At 72.6% G+C, this 21,096-nt stretch carries 16 protein-coding genes and 1 riboswitch; of the genes, 1 reads left to right on the top strand and 15 read right to left on the bottom strand.

Going from position 1 to position 21,096, the window contains the following annotated elements:
• The 6 genes from ilvC to H0E84_RS20390 all read right to left on the bottom strand — a co-directional run.
• The coding region (ilvC, locus tag H0E84_RS05125; RefSeq protein WP_180677561.1) for a ketol-acid reductoisomerase at positions 1 to 979 on the bottom strand (979 nt) is incomplete at its 3' end.
• Positions 980 to 1,009: 30 nt separating this feature from the next.
• Positions 1,010 to 2,848 carry a dihydroxy-acid dehydratase gene (gene ilvD / locus H0E84_RS05120; RefSeq protein WP_180677560.1) on the bottom strand — a complete coding sequence of 613 codons (1,839 nt, stop codon included), beginning with the start codon at positions 2,846 to 2,848 and terminating at the stop codon, positions 1,010 to 1,012.
• Positions 2,849 to 3,180: 332 nt separating this feature from the next.
• A complete protein-coding gene (gene thrC / locus H0E84_RS05115) occupies positions 3,181 to 4,488 on the bottom strand; it encodes a threonine synthase (RefSeq protein WP_180677559.1) in 1,308 nt (435 codons plus the stop codon).
• Complete coding sequence (locus H0E84_RS05110; RefSeq protein WP_180677558.1) at positions 4,485 to 5,480, bottom strand: homoserine kinase; 996 nt, start codon at positions 5,478 to 5,480, stop codon at positions 4,485 to 4,487. The genes thrC and H0E84_RS05110 overlap by 4 nt, the downstream gene beginning before the upstream one ends.
• Before the next feature lie 12 nt (positions 5,481 to 5,492).
• Complete coding sequence (gene thrA, locus H0E84_RS05105) at positions 5,493 to 7,979, bottom strand: bifunctional aspartate kinase/homoserine dehydrogenase I (RefSeq protein ID WP_180677557.1); 2,487 nt, start codon at positions 7,977 to 7,979, stop codon at positions 5,493 to 5,495.
• Between the two features lie 201 nt (positions 7,980 to 8,180).
• Entirely contained in the window at positions 8,181 to 8,312 is a 132-nt protein-coding gene (locus H0E84_RS20390) for a hypothetical protein (RefSeq protein WP_257644075.1), read from the bottom strand.
• A gap of 270 nt (positions 8,313 to 8,582) precedes the next feature.
• Positions 8,583 to 8,680: riboswitch (TPP riboswitch) on the top strand.
• 103 nt (positions 8,681 to 8,783) lie between these two features.
• On the opposite strand from H0E84_RS20390, the gene thiC reads away from it, so the two are divergent.
• Positions 8,784 to 10,661, top strand: a complete 1,878-nt coding sequence (thiC, locus tag H0E84_RS05100) for a phosphomethylpyrimidine synthase ThiC (RefSeq protein ID WP_180677556.1) — start codon at positions 8,784 to 8,786, stop codon at positions 10,659 to 10,661.
• A 69-nt stretch (positions 10,662 to 10,730) separates the two neighbouring features.
• Here the strand turns inward: thiC and H0E84_RS05095 are convergent, their stop codons facing one another.
• The 9 genes from H0E84_RS05095 to H0E84_RS05055 all read right to left on the bottom strand — a co-directional run.
• Positions 10,731 to 12,866, bottom strand: a complete 2,136-nt coding sequence (locus H0E84_RS05095; RefSeq protein WP_345776271.1) for a YjbH domain-containing protein — start codon at positions 12,864 to 12,866, stop codon at positions 10,731 to 10,733.
• Positions 12,863 to 13,660 (bottom strand): capsule biosynthesis GfcC family protein, encoded by a 798-nt coding sequence (locus H0E84_RS05090; RefSeq protein WP_180677555.1) that lies wholly within the window; start codon positions 13,658 to 13,660, stop codon positions 12,863 to 12,865. Before H0E84_RS05090 ends, H0E84_RS05095 begins: the two co-directional genes overlap by 4 nt.
• Positions 13,657 to 14,418 carry a YjbF family lipoprotein gene (locus H0E84_RS05085; protein WP_180677554.1) on the bottom strand — a complete coding sequence of 254 codons (762 nt, stop codon included), beginning with the start codon at positions 14,416 to 14,418 and terminating at the stop codon, positions 13,657 to 13,659. Before H0E84_RS05085 ends, H0E84_RS05090 begins: the two co-directional genes overlap by 4 nt.
• Positions 14,419 to 14,421: 3 nt before the next feature.
• Positions 14,422 to 15,531, bottom strand: a complete 1,110-nt coding sequence (locus tag H0E84_RS05080; protein ID WP_257644074.1) for a polysaccharide biosynthesis/export family protein — start codon at positions 15,529 to 15,531, stop codon at positions 14,422 to 14,424.
• Positions 15,532 to 15,708: 177 nt separating this feature from the next.
• Positions 15,709 to 16,050 (bottom strand): hypothetical protein, encoded by a 342-nt coding sequence (locus H0E84_RS05075; protein ID WP_180677553.1) that lies wholly within the window; start codon positions 16,048 to 16,050, stop codon positions 15,709 to 15,711.
• A gap of 266 nt (positions 16,051 to 16,316) precedes the next feature.
• The gene (locus H0E84_RS05070) at positions 16,317 to 17,081 is read right to left on the bottom strand and encodes a YdcF family protein (RefSeq protein ID WP_180677552.1); all 765 of its coding nucleotides are present in this window, start codon (positions 17,079 to 17,081) and stop codon (positions 16,317 to 16,319) included.
• 87 nt (positions 17,082 to 17,168) lie between these two features.
• Complete coding sequence (locus tag H0E84_RS05065) at positions 17,169 to 18,434, bottom strand: glycosyltransferase family 4 protein (protein ID WP_180677551.1); 1,266 nt, start codon at positions 18,432 to 18,434, stop codon at positions 17,169 to 17,171.
• Positions 18,435 to 18,439: 5 nt separating this feature from the next.
• Positions 18,440 to 20,077, bottom strand: coding sequence for a heparinase II/III family protein (locus H0E84_RS05060; RefSeq protein WP_180677550.1), 1,638 nt, complete (start codon positions 20,075 to 20,077; stop codon positions 18,440 to 18,442).
• Positions 20,078 to 20,135: 58 nt separating this feature from the next.
• The coding region (locus H0E84_RS05055; protein WP_180677549.1) for a Gfo/Idh/MocA family protein at positions 20,136 to 21,096 on the bottom strand (961 nt) is incomplete at its 5' end.

The following is a 21,096-nucleotide window of genomic DNA, read 5'->3' as shown; positions in this document are numbered from 1 at the left end:
CGGCAGGCGCGGCCGCCGGCTGCTCCAGCCACTTCATCGCCCCGCGCAGGCGCCGGCCGACTTCCTCGATCGGATGATCCAGGTCGGCCTGTTTCAGCGCGCGATAGTTGCCGTTGCCGGCGGCGTACTCCGCGATCCACTGGCGCGCGAAGGTGCCGTCCTGGATCTCGGTCAGGATCTTCTTCATCTGCGCGCGGGCGTGGTCGTCGATCACGTAGGGGCCGCGGGTGAGGTCGCCGTACTGCGCGGTCTCGCTGATGAACTCGTGCATGCGGGTGATGCCGCCCTCGTACAGCAGGTCGACGATCAGCTTCAGCTCGTGCAGGCACTCGTAGTACGCGATTTCCGGCTGGTAGCCGGCTTCGACCAGGGTTTCCCAGCCAGCCTGGACCAGCTTGGTGGCGCCGCCGCACAGCACCGCCTGCTCGCCGAACAGGTCGGTCTCGGTCTCCTCCTTGAAGGTGGTGCGGATGGCGTTCTGGCGCGCGCCGCCGATGCCGGCGCAGTACGTCAGCGCCAGCTGTTCGGCGCGCCCGCTGGTGTCCTGGTGGACCGCGTACACGGCGGGCACGCCGCGGCCGATCTCGTACTCGCGCCGGACCAGCGCGCCCGGGCCCTTCGGCGCCACCAGCACCACGTCGAGGTCGGCGCGCGGCTCGATCTGGCCGTAGTGCACGTTGAAGCCGTGCGCGAACAGCAGGCAGGCGCCCTCGCGCATCGCCGGCGCGATGACCTCGCGGTACAGCTGCGGCTGCACCATGTCCGGGGTCAGCACCGCGACGACGTCGGCGTCGGCGGCGGCCTCGGCGGGTGTCTGCACCGCGAAGCCGTCGGCGGCCGCCTTGATCGAGGTCGGGCCGCCCGGGCGCAGGCCGACGCGCACGTCGAAGCCGGAGTCGCGCAGGTTGAGCGCGTGGGCGCGGCCCTGGCTGCCGTAGCCGAGGATGGCGATGGTGGGGTTGCTGGTGTCGCTGGTCATGGCTGGATCCGTTGCGGAGTGGAGGGAAGGTCAGTCGTCGGTAAGGGTTGCGCCGATCGGCGGGCGCGCCCGCGCGCCGCTGCCGGAGGGGGGCGATCCGGCAGCGGCGGCGGTCGCGACGCTTTCTCCAACGGCCGCGGGGCCGGCGGAAAGCGCGGGGGCGGCAGCGGCCGCTTGTGGCCGCGGCGTGCTCGGGGCGTCCGCGCCGGAGCCGGCCTGCAGCGGTCCCGGCGCGGTGACCGCGCCGCGCGAGGCGGAGCCGACCAGGCGCGCGAACTTGGCCAGCGCGCCGGTGGTCACGCGCGGGACGATCCGCGCCGGCTGGCGCTGCGCGAGGTCCGCATCGGTGGAGAAGGTGCGGGAGGCCACGTCGATGGTGACGATGTCGCCCTCGCGCAGCCGCGCCAGCGGCCCGTCGCAGGCCGCTTCCGGGGCGACGTGGCCGACCATGAAACCGCGGGTGGCGCCGGAGAAGCGGCCATCGGTCACCAGTGCCACATCGTCGCCCAGGCCCTGGCCGACCAGCGCTGCGGTCACCGCCAGCATCTCGCGCATGCCGGGACCGCCGACCGGGCCTTCGAAGCGGATCACCACCACGTCGCCGGCGCGTATCGCACGCCGCTGTACCGCGGCGAAGCAGTCCTCCTCCGAGTCGAACACCCGTGCCGGGCCGCTGTGGTGCGTGCGGCCGTGCCCGGCCAGCTTGAGGATGCAGCCCTCCGGCGCGAGGTTGCCGTAGAGGATCGCGTAGCCGCCCTGCGGCTTGACCGGATCGGCCACGCTGCGCACCACGTCCTGCGGCGAATCAGGCAGCGGCTGCGCATCCAGTTCCGCGAACAGCGAGCGGCCGCCGACGGTGTCGATGTCGTCGATCAGCCCGGCGCCGCGCAGCTCGCGCGCCACCAGCGCGGTGCCGCCCATCTCGAACATCTCCGCGGCGGTATAGCGTCCGCCCGGCTTGAGGTCGGCGATCACCGGGGTGGCGGCTGCGGCGTGGAATTCCTCCAGGTCGAACGGGACCCCGGCCTCGTGGGCGATCGCCAGCAGGTGCAGCGCCGCATTGGTAGAGCCGGCGGTGGCCGACACCGCCCGCGCGGCGTTGCGCAGCGCGACCGGAGAGAGAATCTGCCGCGGTGTCGGGCCGCCGGAAAACAGCGCCTGCATCACCAGTTCGCCGCAGCGGCGCGCGGCGCCCGGCTTGCCGGGGTGCACGGCGGGAATGTCGTTCAGTCCCAGCGGCGAGAGCCCCAGGAAGGTCAGCACCATCGCCATGGTGTTGGCAGTGAACTGGCCGCCGCAGGCGCCGGCCCCGGGGCAGGCAGCCTTCTCCACCTCCGCCAGGCCGGCATCGTCCAGGCTGCCGGCGGCGTGCTGGCCGACCGCCTCGAACACCTCCTGCACGGTGATCGAGCGGCCGTGGCAGTGGCCCTGCATGATGGTGCCGCCATAGAGGATCACGGTGGGGATATCCAGGCGGGCCGCCGCCATCGCCGCCGCGGGGATGGTCTTGTCGCAGCCGCACAGCAGCACCATGGCGTCCAGGCAGTGGCCGGTGACCGCCAGCTCGATCGAGTCGGCGATCACCTCGCGCGAGGCCAGCGACGCGCGCATGCCGCTGCTGCCCATGGCGATGCCGTCGGTGACGGCGATGGTGTTGAACTCCACCGGCGTGCCGCCGCCGGCGCGGATGCCCTCGGCGGCGTGCACCGCCAGGTCGCGCAGGCCGAGGTTGCAGGGCGAGACGTTCGACCAGGTGTGCACCACCGCCACCAGCGGCCGGGCGATCGCGGCATCGTCCATGCCGGTGGCGCGCAGCATCGCGCGCGCCGGTGCGTGCTCGGGGCCCTGCTTGATCGCATCGCTTCGCACGTGCCTGTGTTCCGTGTCGCGGCGGATCCGTCCGCCTGGCCCGCGCGTCCTGCGCGGTTCGATGGAAATCCGGGGCCTGAAACGAAAAACCCCGCGCCGTGTCGGGCGCGGGGTTCAGGTTCTTTAGACCTTCGGGTTTGTTTCTAGCTACACAACCCCGATTCCCGCGCCGGTGGGCCAGGTAATAAGGACGACGACGAGAAGGAGTACCGCGGACGCGAGCGCGACCGTGCGGCCCGGGAGGGCGGCGCTGGCGGTCGGCAGGTGGTTGTTGCGATGCGTCATGGGGACCGAGATAAACACGCGGGTTTTATCGCTGTCAACAGTTTCATTTAGAACCTTTCGGCATGAGCCCCGGCCAACGCTTCGCGCAGCGCCGGGTATTCGTTCGCCAGCACCCACGAGCGCGCCGGGCGCCGCAGGCACTCGGCCAGCCCCGGCGGCGGGGGCACGGCATGCCCCACCAGCGGTTCGACGATGCTTTCGAACTTGGCCGGGTGAGCGGTGGCGACGACCGCCCACGCGCGCTTATCGCCGGCATCGCGGATGCGCTCGAGCAGGTGCAGCGCGGTGGCGGTGTGCGGGCAGGGGACCACGCCGTGCCGCGCCGGCGCGGCACGGATGGTCGCGGCGATGGTGGCGTCGTCGACGCCGCGCGCGCCCACCGCGCCGCGCAGGTCGGCGTCGTCGCGATGCCAGTGGCGCAGACGCTCGAAGTTGCTCGGGGCGCCCACGTCCATGGCGTTGGCCAGCGTGGCCACCGCGGGACGTGGCGTGTAGTCCGCGCCGGCGAAGTAGCGCGGCAGGGCGTCGTTGGCGTTGCAGGCCAGCACGATGTCGCCCACCGGCGCGCCCATGCGCCGCGCCAGCACCGCTGCGCTGGCGTTGCCGAGGTTGCCGGTAGGGATGACGAAGTTGAGCGCGACGCCGTGTGCGGCCCGGTGATGCATGGCCACGTGCGCGTAGTAGGCCGCCTGCGGCAGCAGCCGGCCGAGGCTGATGCTGTTGGCCGAGGTCAGCACGCGGCCGGCGCGCAGATCGCTGTCCGCCAGCGCCTGTCGCGCCAGGCGCTGGCAGTCGTCGAAATGCGCCGGGACGCGAAAGGTCCGCACGTTGTCGCTCCAGCAGGCCAGTCCGTGCGCCTGACGCGGCGAGACCCGGCCGTCGGGATACAGGATCACCACCTCGAAGCCGGGCCTGCCATCGAAAGCGGCGGCCACTGCCGCGCCGGTGTCGCCCGAGGTCGCAACCAGGATCGTCGTCGTGATCTGCGTCGCCGGATCGCGCAGCGCCGCCAGCGCCTCGGCGAGGAAGCGCGCGGCGTAGTCCTTGAACGCCGCGGTCGGGCCGTGGAACAGCTCCAGCATGAAGTCGTCCGGGCCGATCAGCGGCCGCAGCGGGGCGTCGAAGTCGTAGGCGCGCGTGCACAGCTCTGCCAGGCATGCCTGCAGCGGCGAACCGGCGAAGTAGGGGGCCAGCAGCCGCCGCGCGGTGTCGGCCAGGGTGGGCGGCGGGGCGTCGAAGAGGATCTCCGGAATCCGTTCCGGCACGTAGAGGCCGCCGTCCGGCGCCAGGCCGGCGGCCAGCGCGCCCTCGATGGTGCAGGCGGGCACGCCGCCGCGGGTGCTGACGAAATTCATGGCAGCAGCTCCGCGCGCGGTCCCGCCACCGCCGAGACGTGGCTGCGCGCGTCGAATCCGGCGGCGGCGAAGCCGGCGCGCATCGGCGCGGCCGCGGCCTCGGCCTGCGCCAGCGACGCGAACCAGGCGAACACGCTCGGGCCGCCGCCGGAGATGCTGGCGCCGAGCGCGCCATGCACCAGCGCCGCGTCCTTCACTGCGGCGAATCCAGGGATCAGCGGCGCGCGGCGCGGTTCGACCAGCACGTCGCGCAGCCCGGCGGCGATCAGCTCCGGGTCGGCGCGCTGCAGCCCGGTCAGGAACAGCGCCAGGTGGGTGTGGTGCGCGACCACGATCTGAAGCGGAAACGGTTCGGCCAGCGCCGCGCGCGAGCGCCGGGTCTCCAGCACCTGGTCGGGATGCACCACCACGCAGTGCAGCCAGTCCGGCACCTTCAGCGCGAGCATGCGTCCCGGGGTGGCCAGCGCCACGCCGCCGAGCAGCATCGGCGCGACGTTGTCGCCGTGCCGGCTGCCGCTGGCCACGGACTCGCCGTCGAGCGCGAACGGATACAGCGCCTCGCGCGGCAGCGGCGTCTCGAGCAGCGCGTTGGCGGCTACCAGCGCCGCCACGCAGGACGCCGCCGAGCCGCCCAGCCCGGAGCCGAGCGGAATGCCCTTCTCCAGCTCCAGCGCGAAGCCCCAGGGCAGCGCCAGCGCCTCGCGCAGCGCCTGCAGGGCGCGTCCGGCGGTATTGCGTTCCGGGTCGAGGGGGATCGCATCCGTGCCCGCGACCGCGCCGCGCACCGCGTCGACGCGCACCTGCGCGGCGTCGATCCTGCGCACCCGCGCGATGTCGCGGGGACCATCGATGGCGTGGCCGAGCAGGTCGAAGCCGACCCCGATGTTGCCGACGCTGGCCGGGGCGAAGGCGGAAGCGGAGCTGGAACCGGGCGGCAAGGGAGGCTCCCGCAACTGTGGATGGGAAGGGTGAGTGTGCGCGATCGCGGCCATCGATGGCAGCGCTCAGCGCAGCGACTGGGCGATCGCCAGGACGTCGGCGAACACCCCGGCGGCGGTGACTTCGGGGCCGGCTCCGGGCCCTTGCACCACCAGCGGGTTGTCGGCGTAGCGCGCGCTGCGGAACTGCACCAGGTTGTCGGTCAGGCGGGTGTGGCAGCAGGCGTGGCCGGCCGGCAGCGCCACCACCCCGACGCTGGCGCGGCCGTCCTCGTCCAGCTGCGCCAGGTGGCGCAGCCTGTAGCCCTGCGCGTGCGCGGCCTCGAGCCGCGCCTGCATCGGCGCGTCCAGTTCCTCCAGCCGCCCGAGGAACTCCTCCAGTCCGACCTGCTGCAATTCCGCCGGCACCAGGCTTTCCACCTCGACATCGGCCAGCGACATTTCCCGCCCGGCCTCGCGCGCCAGGATCACCAGCTTGCGCGCCACGTCCAGGCCGGACAGGTCGTCGCGGGGGTCGGGCTCGGTGTAGCCCAGCGCGCGCGCCTCGCGCACCAGCGCCGAGAACGGCCGGCTGCCGTCGTAGCTGTTGAACAGCCAGGCCAGGGTGCCGGAGAGCATGCCGTCGATGGCGTGCAGCGCATCGCCGGTGTCGAGCAGGTTGCGCAGGGTCAGGATCACCGGCAGCCCCGCGCCCACGGTGGCTTCATAGAGAAAGCGTCCGCCGCCGCTGCGCTGCGCCGCGCCGATGGAAGCGTAGCGCGCCCAGTCGCCGCTGCCGGCGTGCTTGTTGGGCGTGACCACGTGGATGCCCGCGGCCAGCCACTCGGGATAGCGGGCCGCCACCGCCTCGCTGGCGCTGCAGTCGACGATCATCGCGTGCGGCAGATGGTCCGCGCGCACGTGCGAGGCGAACGCGTCCAGGTCGAGCGGCGCGGCGGCATCGGCGCCGAGCCGTTCCAGCGCTTCGGCCGGCGCGATCGCGGCATGGTCGAGCACCATGCGCCGGCTGTTGGCGAGCGCACGCAGGCGCAGGTCGATACCGCGCGCGCGCAGTCCGGGCAACGCCTCGGTCAACTGCTGCAGCAGGGTGCGGCCGACGTTGCCCGGCCCGACCAGGCCCACCGAGACGGTCTGCGGCGAGAGCCAGAACGCCGCATGCGCCGCGCGCAGCGCGCGGGTGGCGTCGACGCGTGCCACTGCCACCGACAGGTTGCGCTCGCTGGCGCCCTGGGCGATCGCGCGGATGTTCACCCGCGCCTGCGCCAGGCCGCCGAACAGCCGCGCCGCGACGCCGTGGTGGCCGACCATGCCGTCGCCGACCGCGGCCAGCACGCAGATGTCGCCGGTGACCTGCACCCCCTGCGCCTGGCCGCCGGCGATGGCCTCGGAGAACTCGGCGCGGATCGCGGCCTCGCCGCGCCCGGCCTGGTCGGCGCGCACCACGCAGCAGATCGAATGCTCGGAGGAGCCCTGCGAGATCATCGTCACCGAGACCCCGGCGCGATGCAGCGCGGCGAACAGCCGCTCGGCGATGCCCGGCACGCCGACCAGGCCGTTGCCGGCCAGCTCCAGCACCGCCAGGCCGTCGACCAGGCTCAGCCCCTTGACCGGGCCATGGCCGTTGGCGTCGGTGTCGCCGCGGCCGGGGTGGATCAAGGTGCCCCGCGCCTGCGGGCGCAGGGTGTTGCGGATCCGCACCGGGATCCCGCGCGCCTGCACCGGCGCCAGGGTCTGCGGGTGCAGCACCTTGGCGCCGAAGTAGGCCAGCTCGCAGGCCTCGGCGTAGGAGATCGATGGCAGGCAGACAGCGTCCGGGACCAGCCGCGGATCGGCCGAGAGCACGCCGTCGACGTCGGTCCAGATGGTCAGTGCCTCGGCGTCGAACAGGTCGGCGAAGATCGCCGCCGAGTAGTCGCTGCCGTTGCGGCCGAGGGTGGTGGGCGCGCCGGCGGGGTCGCGGGCGATGAACCCGGTGACCACCACGTCGGCGCCGTGATGGCGGGCGCGCCAGGCTTCGAGTCGCGCGCGGCTCTGCTCGCGATCCACCGCGACCCCCATCTCGCCGGGATGCACCACCAGCACCTCGCGCGCATCGAGTCGCTCCCAGCCGGCCGCGACGCCGCCGAGCAGTGCCTGCAGGAGCAGCGAGGACCAGAGCTCGCCGTGGCCCTGAATGGCGGCCGCCAGCCCTTCGATCCTGGCGGCCTCGCCGCTCGCCAGCCCGGCCAGCTCCCCGCGCAGCGCATCGAAGCCCTGCAGCAGCGCCTCATGGACCGTCGCGCCGGCCGCCAGCGCGTCGGCGGCGGCCAGGTGGCGGCTGCGCAGCGCCGCCCAGGCCGGGCCCCAGTCGCGACCGCGGACGGCATCGGCGGTCAGCGCCAGCAGCGCGTCGGTGGTGCCCTGCATGGCCGAGACCACCACCACGCGCCGGCCGCCGGGGTCGGCCTCGAGCAGCGCGCGGACCTGACGAAAGCGGCCGGCGTCGGCCAGGCTGCTGCCGCCGAACTTGTGCACGTGGACGGCGGGAGGCGCTGGCCGGTGCCCTGTCGGCATCGGCCGTCCTTCCGAACGCCGGGCCGAGGACGCCCGGGCGGGCGTGTCCGGCGTCGGTGAATGTCCACCACTGGCGGCGGGGAGGCGTGCGTTCGAGGGGCGTGCGGATGGCATGGGGAGGCTCCGGTTCGGGCCCCGTACCGATCGGGCGTGGCCGCCAGGCCGCACCCGGATCGGGTGCGGAGCGGCGTGGTCTTCAGGTCAGGCGATGGACACGCGCGTCCGCACTCCGGTGCCGGTGCGACCGGTACCGGTGGTGGTAATCGTCGCGCGCGCGGCGTTGCCGCGGCGGGGCGGCAGGGTGGGCGCGGGACGGACGGGCAGTGCGGGCATGGCGTCAGCAATAGCGGAGATGGTGCACCGCGTCAAGCGGCGTGTCGCGACCCCGGGCCGACCCTCGCGGGCGCGACGGCGGAAAGCGACGGCTCGCGAAGCGGCAGGGGAAGCGATCCGATCGGTTGAGACGACGGGTGCCGCGACTGCCGTCGCTCCCATGGGTGAGGGCCGCCACGGGCGTTGCGACCGCCCTCGTTGCCACGGCTTGCGATCGCATCGGAGGCTGCGGGCGATATTGGGCGCCGCCGCCGCCCTGTGGTGTAATGCCGCTCGAAGCGGGGGTATCGCCGGCAGCGGCGATTGAGACAGACCCTTCGAACCTGATCCGGCTCACACCGGCGTAGGGAAGCTTCGCAGGTGGCAGCTGCGGCCGGTTCCGCCCGGCAAGGAACGAGGCCCGACCGTCCTCTACCGCAGCCGCCGTCCATGCGCCGCCGCTTCGTCCCGCCATGCCAGAGGACGATGCCGATGAACGCCGTGCCCGCCAGCCTGCTGCAGCAGACCGAACAGCTCTCCGAATCCGTCACCAGGCCGATCCCGGGCTCGCGCAAGATCTTCGTGCAGGGCTCGCGAGAGGACCTGCGCGTGCCGATGCGCGAGGTGGTGCTGAGCAGGACGCCGACCCTGTTCGGCGGCGAGGACAACCCCCCGGTCACCGTCTACGACCCCTCCGGCCCCTACACCGATCCCGCAGCCGCGATCGACCTGGCGGCCGGCCTGGCGCCGCTGCGCGCGCGCTGGATCGAGGAGCGCGGCGACAGCGAGGCGCTGGCAGGGCTCAGCTCCGAGTTCGGCCGCGGCCGCGAGGCGAATCCGAAACTGGACGCGGTGCGCTTCCCGTCGCGGCGCCTGCCGCGCCGCGCCGTCGCCGGCGCCAACGTCACCCAGATGCACTACGCCAGGCGGGGCATCGTCACGCCGGAGATGGAGTTCGTGGCGATCCGCGAGAACCAGCGCCTGGAACAGGTGCGCGACGCGATGCTGCGCAGCCAGCACCCGGGCCAGTCCTTCGGCGCCAGCATCCAGGAGTCGATCACCCCGGAGTTCGTGCGCGACGAGATCGCCCGCGGCCGCGCGATCCTGCCCAACAACATCAACCACCCCGAGAGCGAGCCGATGATCATCGGCCGCAACTTCCTCACCAAGATCAACGCGAACATCGGCAACAGCGCCGTCAGCTCCGGGATCGCCGAGGAGGTGGAGAAGCTGGTCTGGGCGATCCGCTGGGGCGGCGACACGGTGATGGACCTGTCGACCGGCAAGCACATCCACGAGACCCGCGAGTGGATCGTCCGCAACAGCCCGGTGCCGATCGGCACGGTGCCGATCTACCAGGCGCTGGAGAAAGTCGACGGCCGCGCCGAGGAGCTGACGTGGGAGATCTTCCGCGACACCCTGGTCGAGCAGGCCGAACAGGGCGTGGACTACTTCACCATCCACGCCGGGGTGCTGCTGCGCTACGTGCCGCTGACCGCGAAGCGGGTGACCGGCATCGTCTCGCGCGGCGGTTCGATCATGGCCAAGTGGTGCCTGGCGCACCACCGCGAGAGCTTTCTCTATGAGCGTTTCGAGGACATCTGCGAGATCATGAAGGCCTATGACGTGGCCTTCTCGCTCGGCGACGGCCTGCGTCCGGGCTGCATCGCCGACGCCAACGACGCGGCGCAGTTCGGCGAGCTGGAGACGCTCGGCGAGTTGACGAAGATCGCCTGGAAGCACGACGTCCAGACCATGATCGAGGGCCCCGGCCACGTGCCGATGCAGCTGATCAAGGAGAACATGGACAAGCAGCTGGCCGAGTGCGGCGAGGCGCCGTTCTACACCCTCGGGCCGCTGACCACCGACATCGCCCCCGGCTACGACCACATCACCAGCGCGATCGGCGCGGCGATGATCGGCTGGTACGGCACCGCGATGCTCTGCTACGTCACGCCGAAGGAGCACCTGGGGCTGCCGAACCGCGAGGACGTGCGCGAGGGGATCATGGCCTACAAGATCGCCGCCCACGCCGCCGACCTGGCCAAGGGCCATCCGGGCGCGCAGGTGCGCGACAACGCATTGTCCAAGGCGCGGTTCGAGTTCCGCTGGGAGGACCAGTTCCACCTCGGGCTCGATCCCGAACGCGCCAAGGAATTCCACGACGAGACCCTGCCCAAGGACGCGCACAAGCTGGCCCACTTCTGCTCGATGTGCGGTCCGCACTTCTGCTCGATGAAGATCACCCAGGATGTACGCGACTACGCCGCCGGCCAGGGCCTGGAGGCCGAGGCCGCGCTGGAGGCGGGCATGGCCGAGAAGTCGCGGGAATTCCGCGAGGCCGGCGCCGAGGTCTACAAGCCGGAGTAGCGGACCGCCGGACGTCGGCCGGCGGCGCGCGCAAGGGCGCAGGGATCGCGTCCCGCAGATGGCGGGCGCTCAATCGGCGATCCGGTCGAGATTGTCGTGGAACAGGTCGCCGTCGCGGTCCTCGGTGAGGGTGTAGAGGGTGTAGCGCTTGGACAGGCGTGCGCCGCCGTCGCGGATCAGCGGCGCCCACACGAAGCGCGCGCGATTGACCGTGGAGCGAGGCTGCAGCAGGTCGAACGGGATCGACAGGTAGATGCCCTTGTCGAAGCTGCCCTCGCCGAAGTCGCGCGAGGAGACGTTGGTGAAGGTGGCGTAGGCGCCCATGCGCGCGCCATTGGCGAACACCCGCGAGACGTCGAAGGTGGCGCCCCAGTCGCCGGCGAGGTAGCGCCCGGCGCTGACCGCGACGTTGATGCCGCGGTAGCGGGTGTCGAAGTAGCCGGTGACGTGGCCGGTGGCGACCTCGTAGTCGCGGAACGAGAAGTCCTGTCCGAAGCCCCGCTGCCGCACCCAGTTGAGGTCGGCGCCCACCGCCCAGCGCTCGCCGAACGGCCGGTACAGCACCTCGGCGCCGACGCCGCCGTACATGCTCTCCAGCATGCCGGCGTAGGCCAGGCCGTACCAGTCCGTGCCCAGCCGCCGGCTGGCGGTCAGTTGGAACTGCGGCATGGTGATGCGCGAGTCGGTGAGGTACTCGCGCACCAGGGTGCGCACGCGCGGCAGGCGGCTGGGTGCGGTGTAGCGGAACTTGTCGTAGTTGTTGAGCAGGTTGGCGTTGAGGGCGCCGCTCCACCACAGGTCGGGCCGGAACCGGTACTCGGCCTGGTAGCCGGCGGACACCTGGTAGAGGATGAAGGCGTCCGGGCCGCCGATGTTCTGGCTGTAGCCCAGGGACCAGCCGCCGCTGAAACGCGGCGGGTCGGCGCGGTACAGCACGTGTTCCCGGCGCGGCAGCGGCGGGTTGCGCTCGACGCCGCGGCGGAACTCGTCGAGGTCGATGTCGTGGGCGAGCAGCGCGTCGAAGCGCGACAGCTCCACACTGGTCTCCGCCACGGGCAACGCCTCGCGGGTGGACACCCAGGTGAACCAGTCGATGTCCCCGCCGACCTCGTTGCCGACGATGCGCGCGGCGCGGCCGACGCCCTTGGCCGGGTAGAAGTAGCGGGTCTGCTCGCCGGTGACGAACAGTTCGGCGTCGCGGCGCGAGATCCGGCTGACGCGGATCCCGGCGTTGTCCTCGAGTGCGCGGCTCACCGCCTCCCAGTCGACCTGCGCCGTGTCGGCGCCTCGCCCGGCGGCACTCTCGCGGACCGCCGGGGGCGGGTCGAGCACCTTGGCCGGTTCGGACCGCCGCGCGACGTTGGTGTGCAGGGTGAGGCCGAACATCGCGGTATTGCCGCGCTCGAGCGCGACGCTGAGGTCGAGATGGGGCCTGATTCGGTAGACGACGCCGAGATTGACCGGGAAGCGTTGGGCCTGGTCGTTGTCGTGCGGCTCGCTGCGGTAGTCGTTGCCTTCGTACTCCAGCTTGAACACCAGCGGCCGCGACGGCAGCCGATACGAGATCCCGCCGAAGAACGCGGGGGCGCCGCGGAAGTAGGTGGCGGAATTGAATTCCCCGCCGGTGTCGGGGAGCTCGTCGCGGCCGGGGCGGCGGTCGAAGCGGCTGCCGAAGATCGAGAACGGGTTGGAGATGTCGCCGCGGTTGCCCATGTAGCCCCAGGCCAGGCCGAGACTGGCGTCGACCGGGCCGAAGCGCTTGCTGGCGACGAAGTACTCGCTGCCGAAATGCCCGGTGCCGCCGAGGTCGCGCCCGCCGACGGCGATCTCGGGCAGGTAGCGGCTTTCCTCGCGTAGCCGCAGCTTGAGGTCGATCGACTTGTCCTTGTAGCTCTGGTCGCCGCTCAGCGAAGGCTGGCCGTAGGGGCGGTTGGTGACCGCGATGTAGCGGAAGCTGCCCTCCAGCCACGGCAGCGGCTGCATCGTCACGTTGTAGCGCGAGTACGGGCGGGTGCGGTTGGCGGTGAAGCTCAGCTCGCCCTCCTCGGCCATGCGCGCGGTCGGGGTCTGCCACAGGCCGGCGCCGCCGAAGTCGCTCTGCGTCGGCGCCGGGTCGGAGGCGAGGGAGCCGCCGGCCAGGAGCCAGCCGGCGAGGGGGATCAGGCGCGCAGGGCGGCGCGCCTGGCGCCGCTGCCGTCGCCTCACGGCGCCTCCGCCGGCAGCACCTGGGTGGCGAGGAAGCCCGCCAGCTCGCGATTGAAGCCGGCATCGACCCCGCTGCGCTGCAGCAGCGCCGGGCGCAGCGGCACGTAGATGGTCGCGCCCGGCGCCAGCGCCAGCGGCGCGTCGCGGTTCCACAGCGCGATCCCGCGCTCGAACACCTGGCCGTCGGGTTGCACCACGTGGATGCGGTCGGGATCGGCTGTGGGCAGCTGCGGGCAGTGCGCGAGGTACGTGTGCGCGTCCTGCAACGGCACGTGCGCGAGCGTGCATTGCGCGGCCACCGCGCCGACGATCCGGACCCACTCCGGGCGCACCGGATAGCGCAGGCGATCGCCCGCTGCCAGCGGACGGTTGCGCGGCGGATCGGCTTCCAGCGGACGGGGATCGAGCAGCGCGCCGGGTTGGCGTCCGGTCACCGGCAGCGCCAGCACCCAGCGCTGCATCGCCTCGAGCTGAGCCGCCAGCGCCGGTTCGCCGCGCGCCGCAGCGCGCTCGCGCAGCGTGCCCAGTTCGAACGCCAGCCCGGCCCTGGTCCTGGTCTGCTCGTGGCGCAGCGCCGGCCGCAGCCAGGCGCCGCCGAGCGCGTACGCCCGCGGCAAGGGCGCCGCGGCCAGCGCGGCGTCGGCCAGGCGTGCGCCGTCTTCCAGGGTCGCCGCGCCCGGTCGCTCCACCGCGCCCTCGAAGTGCACCCGGATCGCGGCGTTCGCGGTCGCCATCGACGCGGCCGGAAGCGCGGCGACCAGGACGAAGGCCGCGGTGCGCACGTGCCGGTTCATTGCCCCGCTCCCCGATAGGGACGCAGCTGGACCAGGCGGATCGACTGTCCGGGCGCGACGGTCTGCTCGCTGGCCCAGACGAAACCGTCCTCCGGGTCCACCCAATAGCGGTTGCTGGCCGCGAGCCCTGCCGCCGCCGACTCCACCCGCTCGTCGATGCGCAGCAGTCGGCGCGGGGTGCCGAGGATCTCGACGGTCTCCACCCCGGCCGGGCTCAGCCGCGCGTCGACCGCGACGCCATACCGGTATCCGGGGGACCAGTCCTCGACGCGCCGGTAGGACACCGGCGCGTCGAGGCGATGCAGGCCGCGGACGAAAGGATCTTCGTCCGGCGGCCGCAGCGCATCCAGGTTCTGCTCCAGGCCGGCTGTCCGGACCACGCGCCCATGCTCGATCGCCAGCAGTGTCGGCGGGGCGCCGTACCAGAGCTCGCGGCTGCCGTCGACGTTGCCGAGCACCAGCACCGCGGTGCCGGCCGCCGTGCTGGCCTGCAGCTGGTAGTAAGGCGCGGCGGCCACTTCTTCGGCAGTCGGCTCGGCATCGCCGGCGCGGATCGCGTGCGCGATCGACGCGACGTTCGACAGCGACAGCGTCGTGCAGGCGGAGGCGAGCAACGCCGCCAGCGCCGCGGCGCCGACGACGCGCGATGCCCGCCACCGGTCGCGGAAGCCCCCGGCGCGCCGGCCGGAGGAAGCTGCCCCGGCCCCCGTGCTGCCGGTGCGCGGCGACGTTTCCGGATCCGGCGCCAGCCCGCCCACGTCTCAGTCGCTGCCCAGGTTGTCGCGCACGTTGGTCGCGTTGTTGACGATGCTCGACAGCGGCAGCAGCTGGCTGAGGAACCGGTTCCAGCGGGTCACGCCGGCGGGGCCGACGAACACCACGTCGCCGGCCCGCACCCGGAAGCCGTCGGCGAGCACGTACGAAGCGGGCGAGCGCGCATCCAGCGAATAGACCGTAGGCGTTTGCGTCCGGATGTCCTCGACGCCGCGGATCACGTAGACCGCCTTGCCCTTCGAGGTCAGGGGGTTGAGCCCGCCGGCGCGGCCCAGCGCCTGGGTCAGGCTCATGTCGGTGGTCTTGAAGCCGATCGTCTGCGGGCGCGTCACCTCGCCGACCACGTAGACTTCCTTGCGGTCGTTGAACGGCAGATGGAGGTGGTCGCCGGGCCGGAGATGGATGTCGGCCGCCACCCGCTCGCGGTTGAGCGCATCCAGGTCGAGCGCGTACTGGCTGCCGTCGCGGGTGAGCACCAGCCCCGACAGGTCCGCCTCTCCGGTATCGATGCCAGCGTTGCCGATCGCCTGCGACAGCGTCAGCGGCACTGCGGTCACCGGCTGCGGCGTCGTGTCGACGAAGGCGCCCTGCAGGGAGATCTTCTGGCTGTCGTAGCCGATCACGCTGACGTCGACCTGCGGACTCTCGACGAACCGCGCCAGCCGTTCGGTGATCGTGTCGCGCAGCTGCTCGATGGTGCTGCCGCCGGCCTGGATGGTGCCGATGTAGGGATAGAACAGGGTGCCGTCCGGGCGCACCAGGCGGCCGTTGGCCTGCGGCTGCTGCTGGGTGCCGGCGGGCGAGGTCAGTTCCGGGTGGTCCCAGACGGTGATGTAGAGGGTGTCGCCGGGGCCGATGGCGTAGGGCTCGGGACGGTAGTCGAGCAGTTCCTGCGGCACCGTCGCGTGCTGCCGCGTCGCCTGGTCCATCGCCAGCAGTTTGGGGGTGATGGGAACGAGTTCGACGTGGCCGCTTTCGGGGCTGTCGCCCCGCAGCAGACCGCTGGTCGACATGTGCTGGCCCGGCGCGAGCGAGCAGCCGGACAACAGTGCCGCGGTGGCGGTGGCGATGGCCAGCGCACCAGTCAGGACTTTCATCTACAGGGTGTCTCCACGGATGCGAAGCCCGGCCGCCCAGCGCCCCCTGTCATGCGCATGGACGACCCGTGGACCGGGACGGCTGGACACCGCCCCGGCCGGCGGCCGGAAGGAGATGGATGGCTTGTGCCGATGCGGCCGGCGGACCAGCCGGTTCGGCCGTGTGCGGACGCCGCGCTAGCGCGTACCGGTGGTTCCGCCGGTGCCGCCGGTACCGCCGGTGCCACCGGTTCCGCCGGTCCCGTCGTTGCCGCGGTTGCTGTCGCCGACCGCGCCGGCGATCGTCGCGGCAACGCCGCTGCCGGTATGGGCGGGGGCGAGCGCGCCCTGCGACTGCGCGCCAGCCACGGCTGCGCCGGGGATGGACGCCGGTGCGGGTGCGGCAGCCGGGGCTGCCTGCGCCTGCGCCTGCGGAACCTGCTGCGGCTGCGGCTGCGGCTGCGGCGCGGCCTGGCTCTGGGCGAGGGCCGGGGCGGCCAGGCCGAAGGCCAGGATGGGGGCGACGATCAACTTGTTCATGGGACTCCTCGCGGTACGGTCACTAGGGCTAAGCGGTCCCCCTTGCCCGGCGAGTATACGAAGCGCGGTGAAGCTTTTACGACACTCCGCCTCGGCGCAACGACGCTATCGCCAAGCAGATCACAGATTGCGGACAACCGCGTTCAGCGGCGATGTGGTTGCATCTGCAAGTGCCGTTGCGGAACGCGAAAAGTGCACGTTTCGTTCACGCTCGTGAAGGCGCCGCGTTGGCAAGGAAGCCCGCGCCCGGCGCACGCCGGGTGCCGTCATCGTTCCAGGCGCATCGCCAACAGTCCCGCGTATTCCTTCAGCGCGCGACCGCTGCGGCGCAGGGCAGTGCGCGTCGGCACCCAGCGCGCACCCCAGTCGCCCTTGCCGGAGACGATTTCGGAGTCCGCTGGCACCGGCGCGACCTGCAGCCCGGCGCGCTCGAACTGCGCCGCCGCGCGCGGCATGTGCATGGCCGAGGTCACAAGCAGCACCCGCCGCGCGCCGCGCTCACGGAGCAGCTGCGCGCTGCGCCGGGCGTTCTCGCGCGTGCTGCGGCTGTCCTCCTCCAGCACCAGCGCGGTTTCGGGTACGCCCAGCTTGCGCACCGCCTGCGCCATGGTCGCCGCCTCGCTCGGCGCGTCGGCGCGGCGGGCGCCGCCGCTCAGGACAAGGACCGGCGCGTCGCCCCGGTGCCAGACCCGCGCTGCCCTCGCCACGCGGCTGGTGGCCAGCCGTTCCGCCCGCGGGTCGCCGGCGTCGAACCAGGCATCCAGCCCGGTGCCGCCGCCCAGCACCACGATCGCGTCCGCGGGCGGCAGCGCGGCATCGGCCACGGGCGGGTGACGCCGCTCCAGGGTTGCGGTGATCCAATTCGCGGCCTGCGGCAGCGACCACCATAGCGGCCAGAGCAGCGCCGCCAGCGCGAGCCCCGCTGCGCACTTCCGCCAGCGCAGCAGCAGCGCCGGCGCGGCCAGGGCGAGCAGGCAGAGACCGAGGTTGAACGGCGCTGCGAGCGGGGCGAGGAACTGGGCGAGCGACATCGCGGGTGGCGCGGAACCGGCGGCGGGCGCCTCACTATGCCTGCGCCGGGCGCCCGCCGCGAACCGCACCGTGACAGACCCGGTCCCTCATCGGTCCGGCGCGGATCGGAGATCGCGCACGCCACCGCCGTCCCGCCCGGCCAGCGGTTCGAGGACCCGGCTCATGAGCTGCGCCTGGCGATCGCGCGAATAGGCCGGCGCGGCGGCGCATCCGGCGCGCCGCATCGCCTCCATCCGCCGCGGGTCGCGTGCGAGCCGCAGGATCGCGTCGGCCATGGCGCGCGGGTCCTCCGGGGGCGCGACCATGCCGCAGCCCGTTGCCTCGACGATGCCGGTGGCCTCGCCGCGGGGCACCGACATCAGCACCGGCACGCCCATCGCCATCGCCTCGAACAGCTTGGAGGGGATCACCGTGGCGAACACCGCGCTGTCGCGCAGCGGGATCAGCGACAGGTCGCACAGGCTCCACAGCTTGGGCATCATTTCCTTGGGCTGGCGCGGGATCATCCGCACATTGGACAGGCCGCGCTCGGCGACCATGCGTTCGACCCGGGCGCGCTGCGCGCCGCTGCCGGCGAAGAAGAATGCGATGTCGTGCTCGCCTTCGAGCAGCGCGGCGGCCTCGACCACCGTCTCCAGCCCGTGCGCCATGCCGTGGGTGCCCAGGTATCCGACCACGAAGCGGTTCTCCAGCCGATGCGCGGCTGCGAGCTCCGGATCGCGGGCGGCCGGTCGGTACTGCACCATGTCCACGCCGTTGAGGACCACGTGGATCTTGCCGGCGTCGATGCCGCGCGCGACCAGCTCGTCGCGGAAGGCGTGGGTGACCGGGACGATCGCGTCCGCCTGGCGGTAGAGGAATCGCTCGAGCCTCTCGAGCAGGCGGATCGCCGCGCTGCGCCGCATCGCCCCGACCGCGGTGATCGAGGCCGGCCACAGGTCGCGCAGCTCGAACACGAACGGCCGCCTGCGCATCCGCGCCAGCGCCCAGCCGCCGAGCGCGCAGAAGAACTGCGGCGAGGTGGCCACGACCACGTCCGGCCGGCGCTCGAACAGCCCGGCGAGCGTGCCGCTGGCCATGAAGCTGAGATAGTCGAGCGTGCGCCGCAGAAAACCCTCGTTGGCGGTGATGTAGCTCTTCACCCGCACCACGCGGATGCCATCGAGCCGCTCGACCGCGCGCCAGGCGTTGCGATAGCCGGGAAACAGCCGGCCTTCGGGAAAGTTGGGAGCGCATGTGATCACCGTCACCTGGTGCCCGGCGCGCACCCAGCGCAGCGCGTGCTCGTAGGTGCGCGTGGCCGGGGCGTTGCCCTCGGGAGGAAAATTGTCCGACAGGAACAGGATGCGCATGCCGCTCACTGGCTCCAGAAGAAAGTGGTGACCACGGCCGCGGCGGGCGGCGCAAGTTCGACCTCGATCACCGTGCAAGGCCGTTCGACCCCGAAATGCGGGAACCAGCTGCCGGCGACCGTGCGTACGCCCGTCGCCCCTTCGGCGAGCCAGCGCACGCGGCGGCCGTCGGGGACCACCAGCGTGTCGCCCTCCATGCGCAGCTCGGGGGCCAGGCGGAAACGCGCCACTGCGCGCCGGTAGCCGCCCTCGATCGCGTCGGTCACCCGCAGCGCGCCGTCGCGCAGGTCCCAGCGGCGCCGGTGCAGCGGGCGGCCCGGCAGCCGCCGGTAGCCGTCGTGCGCGGCGCGCAGCCACACCGCACCGGTGCCGTCGATGCCCGAGGCGACGTCCAGCGGTATCGCCCGCCGCGCGACCCGGAAGCTGCTCCACACCTCGGATGAGTCGGTGTCGTCGATCTCGACCGTGTTGTGCGCGGCGGTGCCGCGCTGCCACAGCCGCTCCGGGCCGGTGTCGTAGCGCGAGGTACCGGCGTTGACCAGGACCCGGTGGGCGCCGAGCGACAGCTCGAAGCTGAGGGTGTCGGCATGGGCATGGCCGGGCAGGTAGGGCGGGCCGATCTCGCCGACATCGGCGATCGCCACCGCCGCGCCGTGGACCATGCGAACGTAGCCCGATCCGCCCAGCACGCGCAGCGGGCCGGCGGGGGGCTGCGGCGCGGCGATGCCGAACCGTCCGGCATAGTTGATCAGCGCCGCCGGCGCGGCGGCGATGCCGTGCGCGGCATCGTTGAAGAACGCGATGCCGCCGTCGGGGTGGGTCATCGCCGCCAGCCAGCCGAGCATCCGCCGCGCGCGGGCGCGCCAGGCCTCGACGTGTCCGCCCGGGATCCGCCCGGGATGGCGCTGCGCCAGCTGCACCAGGTCGACCAGGTCCTCGAGCAGGATGCCGTGGTACATCGGGCTGCGCTCGAAATGCCCGCCATCGTCGAGGATCTGCTCGTCCAGTTGGCGGTGCAGCCCTTGCAGGCCGAGCGCCAGCCAGCGGTCGGCCTCGTCGCCTTCGAAGAATGCGCCGGCGAAGATCAGCGCCTTGAAGTTCGCCCACAGGTGATTGCCCAGCAGGTGGCGCTCCAGCCGCGCGCGCAGCTGGCGCGCCTGCATCGCCAGGCTGTGCAGCGCGGCCTGGTCCAGCGCTCGGCCGGTGCCGTGCCACTTGATCCAGTTGACGATGCGCAACGACAGGCAGTACGGCTCCCAGCCGTTGCCTTCCGCCGGGGGGTTGTCGGCGATCCAGCGCGCGATCAACGCGCGATGCCAGTCGACGCGCCGCTCGTTGCCATCGGCGTTGAGGTCGTCGAAGTAGTGCAGGTTGTACAGCCAGAGCTTGGGCAGCGCGGCGTCGTTCCAGCCGCCGGCCGGGAACGGGCGTTCGACGTTGAGCAGCCGGAACCGCGCCGGGCCGATCATCGACGCATCGCGTGGGCAGCGCTCCCAGTCGCCGTGCCGCGCCGCCACCGGCGGCGCCGGGCGGCTCGACGGCCGCGGCCGGTAGAGACGATGCCAGGCGCGGCCGTAGACCTGCACCGGTCGCAGATGGCGCGCGGTGCGCCACAGCCGCAGCAGCCGCGACGGCGCACTCATGCGCGATGCGCCCGGGCAGACGTGGGCCTCGCGCGGACGCAGCGGACGACGCGCATCGTCATACCTTGGCGTCGAGTTCGATGGCCACGCGCGCCACCTCGAAGACCTCCTCGGCCGGGATCGGCACGGGGCCGGTACCGGCGATCGCCTCGACGAACGCCGCAGCGCAGGCCGTCTGGCCCTTGTCCTGGGCCCACAGGTTCATCCGGCCGAACCCCGGCCAGCCGTAGCCGCGCAGGCGCCGGAAGTTGTCCAGCTGCAGCACCCGCCCGGCGGCGAACACCTCCAGCCGCTCCTTGGGGAAGGCCTTGCTGCCGTTGGCGAGGTAGTGGACGGTGCCGAACGAGCCGTCGGCGAAGCGCAGGGTGAAGCTGACCCGGTCGCTGCGGATGCCCACTCCCGGCACGTTGCCGACCGCGGTGAGTTGATGATCGACGATCGGCGCGTCGGCCAGGTGGCGCAGCAGGTCGACGAAGTGGCAGGCCTCGCCGACCAGCCGGCCGCCGCCGGCCGCCGGGTCCTGGGTCCAGTGGTCGGCGGGGATCGCGCCGGCGTTGACGGTCATGATGAAGGTCCTGGGTTCCTTCACCGGGGCCAGCAGCGCCCGGATCCGGCGCACGTGCGGCGCGAAGCGCCGGTTGAACCCGACCATCAGCACCGGCGCCTCGCCGCGGCGTTCGCGGTCCCGGTAGGCGACCTCGATCCCCCGCAGTTCCTCCAGGGTCAGGCACAGCGGCTTCTCCACGAACACATGCTTGCCCCGTTCCAGCGCGGCGCGCGTCAGGCGCGCATGGCTGTCGTGGCGGGTGGCGACCACCACCGCGTCGACGGTGCGCTCGTCGATCGCGGCGTCGGCGTCGGTGCCGGCGTGACGGAAGCCGAACTTGCGACCGAAGTGCACGCCGCTCACCCCGCCGCTGGAGACCACCGTGTGCAGGCCAGCGCCGGCGCGCGCGAAGGCGGGAATCAGCACCCGGCCGGCGTAGTTGCCGGCGCCGATGAAAGCGAGGTTGCGGGCG

This window comes from Luteimonas salinisoli (assembly GCF_013425525.1).
Taxonomy (GTDB): domain Bacteria; phylum Pseudomonadota; class Gammaproteobacteria; order Xanthomonadales; family Xanthomonadaceae; genus Luteimonas; species Luteimonas salinisoli.
The sequence above is the reverse complement of the archived record's forward strand: the minus strand, read 5'-3'. Positions and strand labels throughout refer to the sequence as shown.

Coding starts and splice junctions, on each gene's coding strand:
- thrA (WP_180677557.1), bottom strand. CDS start 7,979: ATGCCGACAGGGCACCGGCCAGCGCCTCCCGCCGTCCACGTGCACAAG.
- thiC (WP_180677556.1), top strand. CDS start 8,784: ATGAACGCCGTGCCCGCCAGCCTGCTGCAGCAGACCGAACAGCTCTCC.
- H0E84_RS05060 (WP_180677550.1), bottom strand. CDS start 20,077: ATGAGTGCGCCGTCGCGGCTGCTGCGGCTGTGGCGCACCGCGCGCCAT.
- H0E84_RS05080 (WP_257644074.1), bottom strand. CDS start 15,531: ATGAAAGTCCTGACTGGTGCGCTGGCCATCGCCACCGCCACCGCGGCA.
- H0E84_RS05090 (WP_180677555.1), bottom strand. CDS start 13,660: ATGAACCGGCACGTGCGCACCGCGGCCTTCGTCCTGGTCGCCGCGCTT.
- H0E84_RS20390 (WP_257644075.1), bottom strand. CDS start 8,312: ATGCCCGCACTGCCCGTCCGTCCCGCGCCCACCCTGCCGCCCCGCCGC.
- H0E84_RS05070 (WP_180677552.1), bottom strand. CDS start 17,081: ATGTCGCTCGCCCAGTTCCTCGCCCCGCTCGCAGCGCCGTTCAACCTC.
- H0E84_RS05110 (WP_180677558.1), bottom strand. CDS start 5,480: ATGGCCGCGATCGCGCACACTCACCCTTCCCATCCACAGTTGCGGGAG.
- H0E84_RS05075 (WP_180677553.1), bottom strand. CDS start 16,050: ATGAACAAGTTGATCGTCGCCCCCATCCTGGCCTTCGGCCTGGCCGCC.
- H0E84_RS05065 (WP_180677551.1), bottom strand. CDS start 18,434: ATGCGCATCCTGTTCCTGTCGGACAATTTTCCTCCCGAGGGCAACGCC.
- thrC (WP_180677559.1), bottom strand. CDS start 4,488: ATGAATTTCGTCAGCACCCGCGGCGGCGTGCCCGCCTGCACCATCGAG.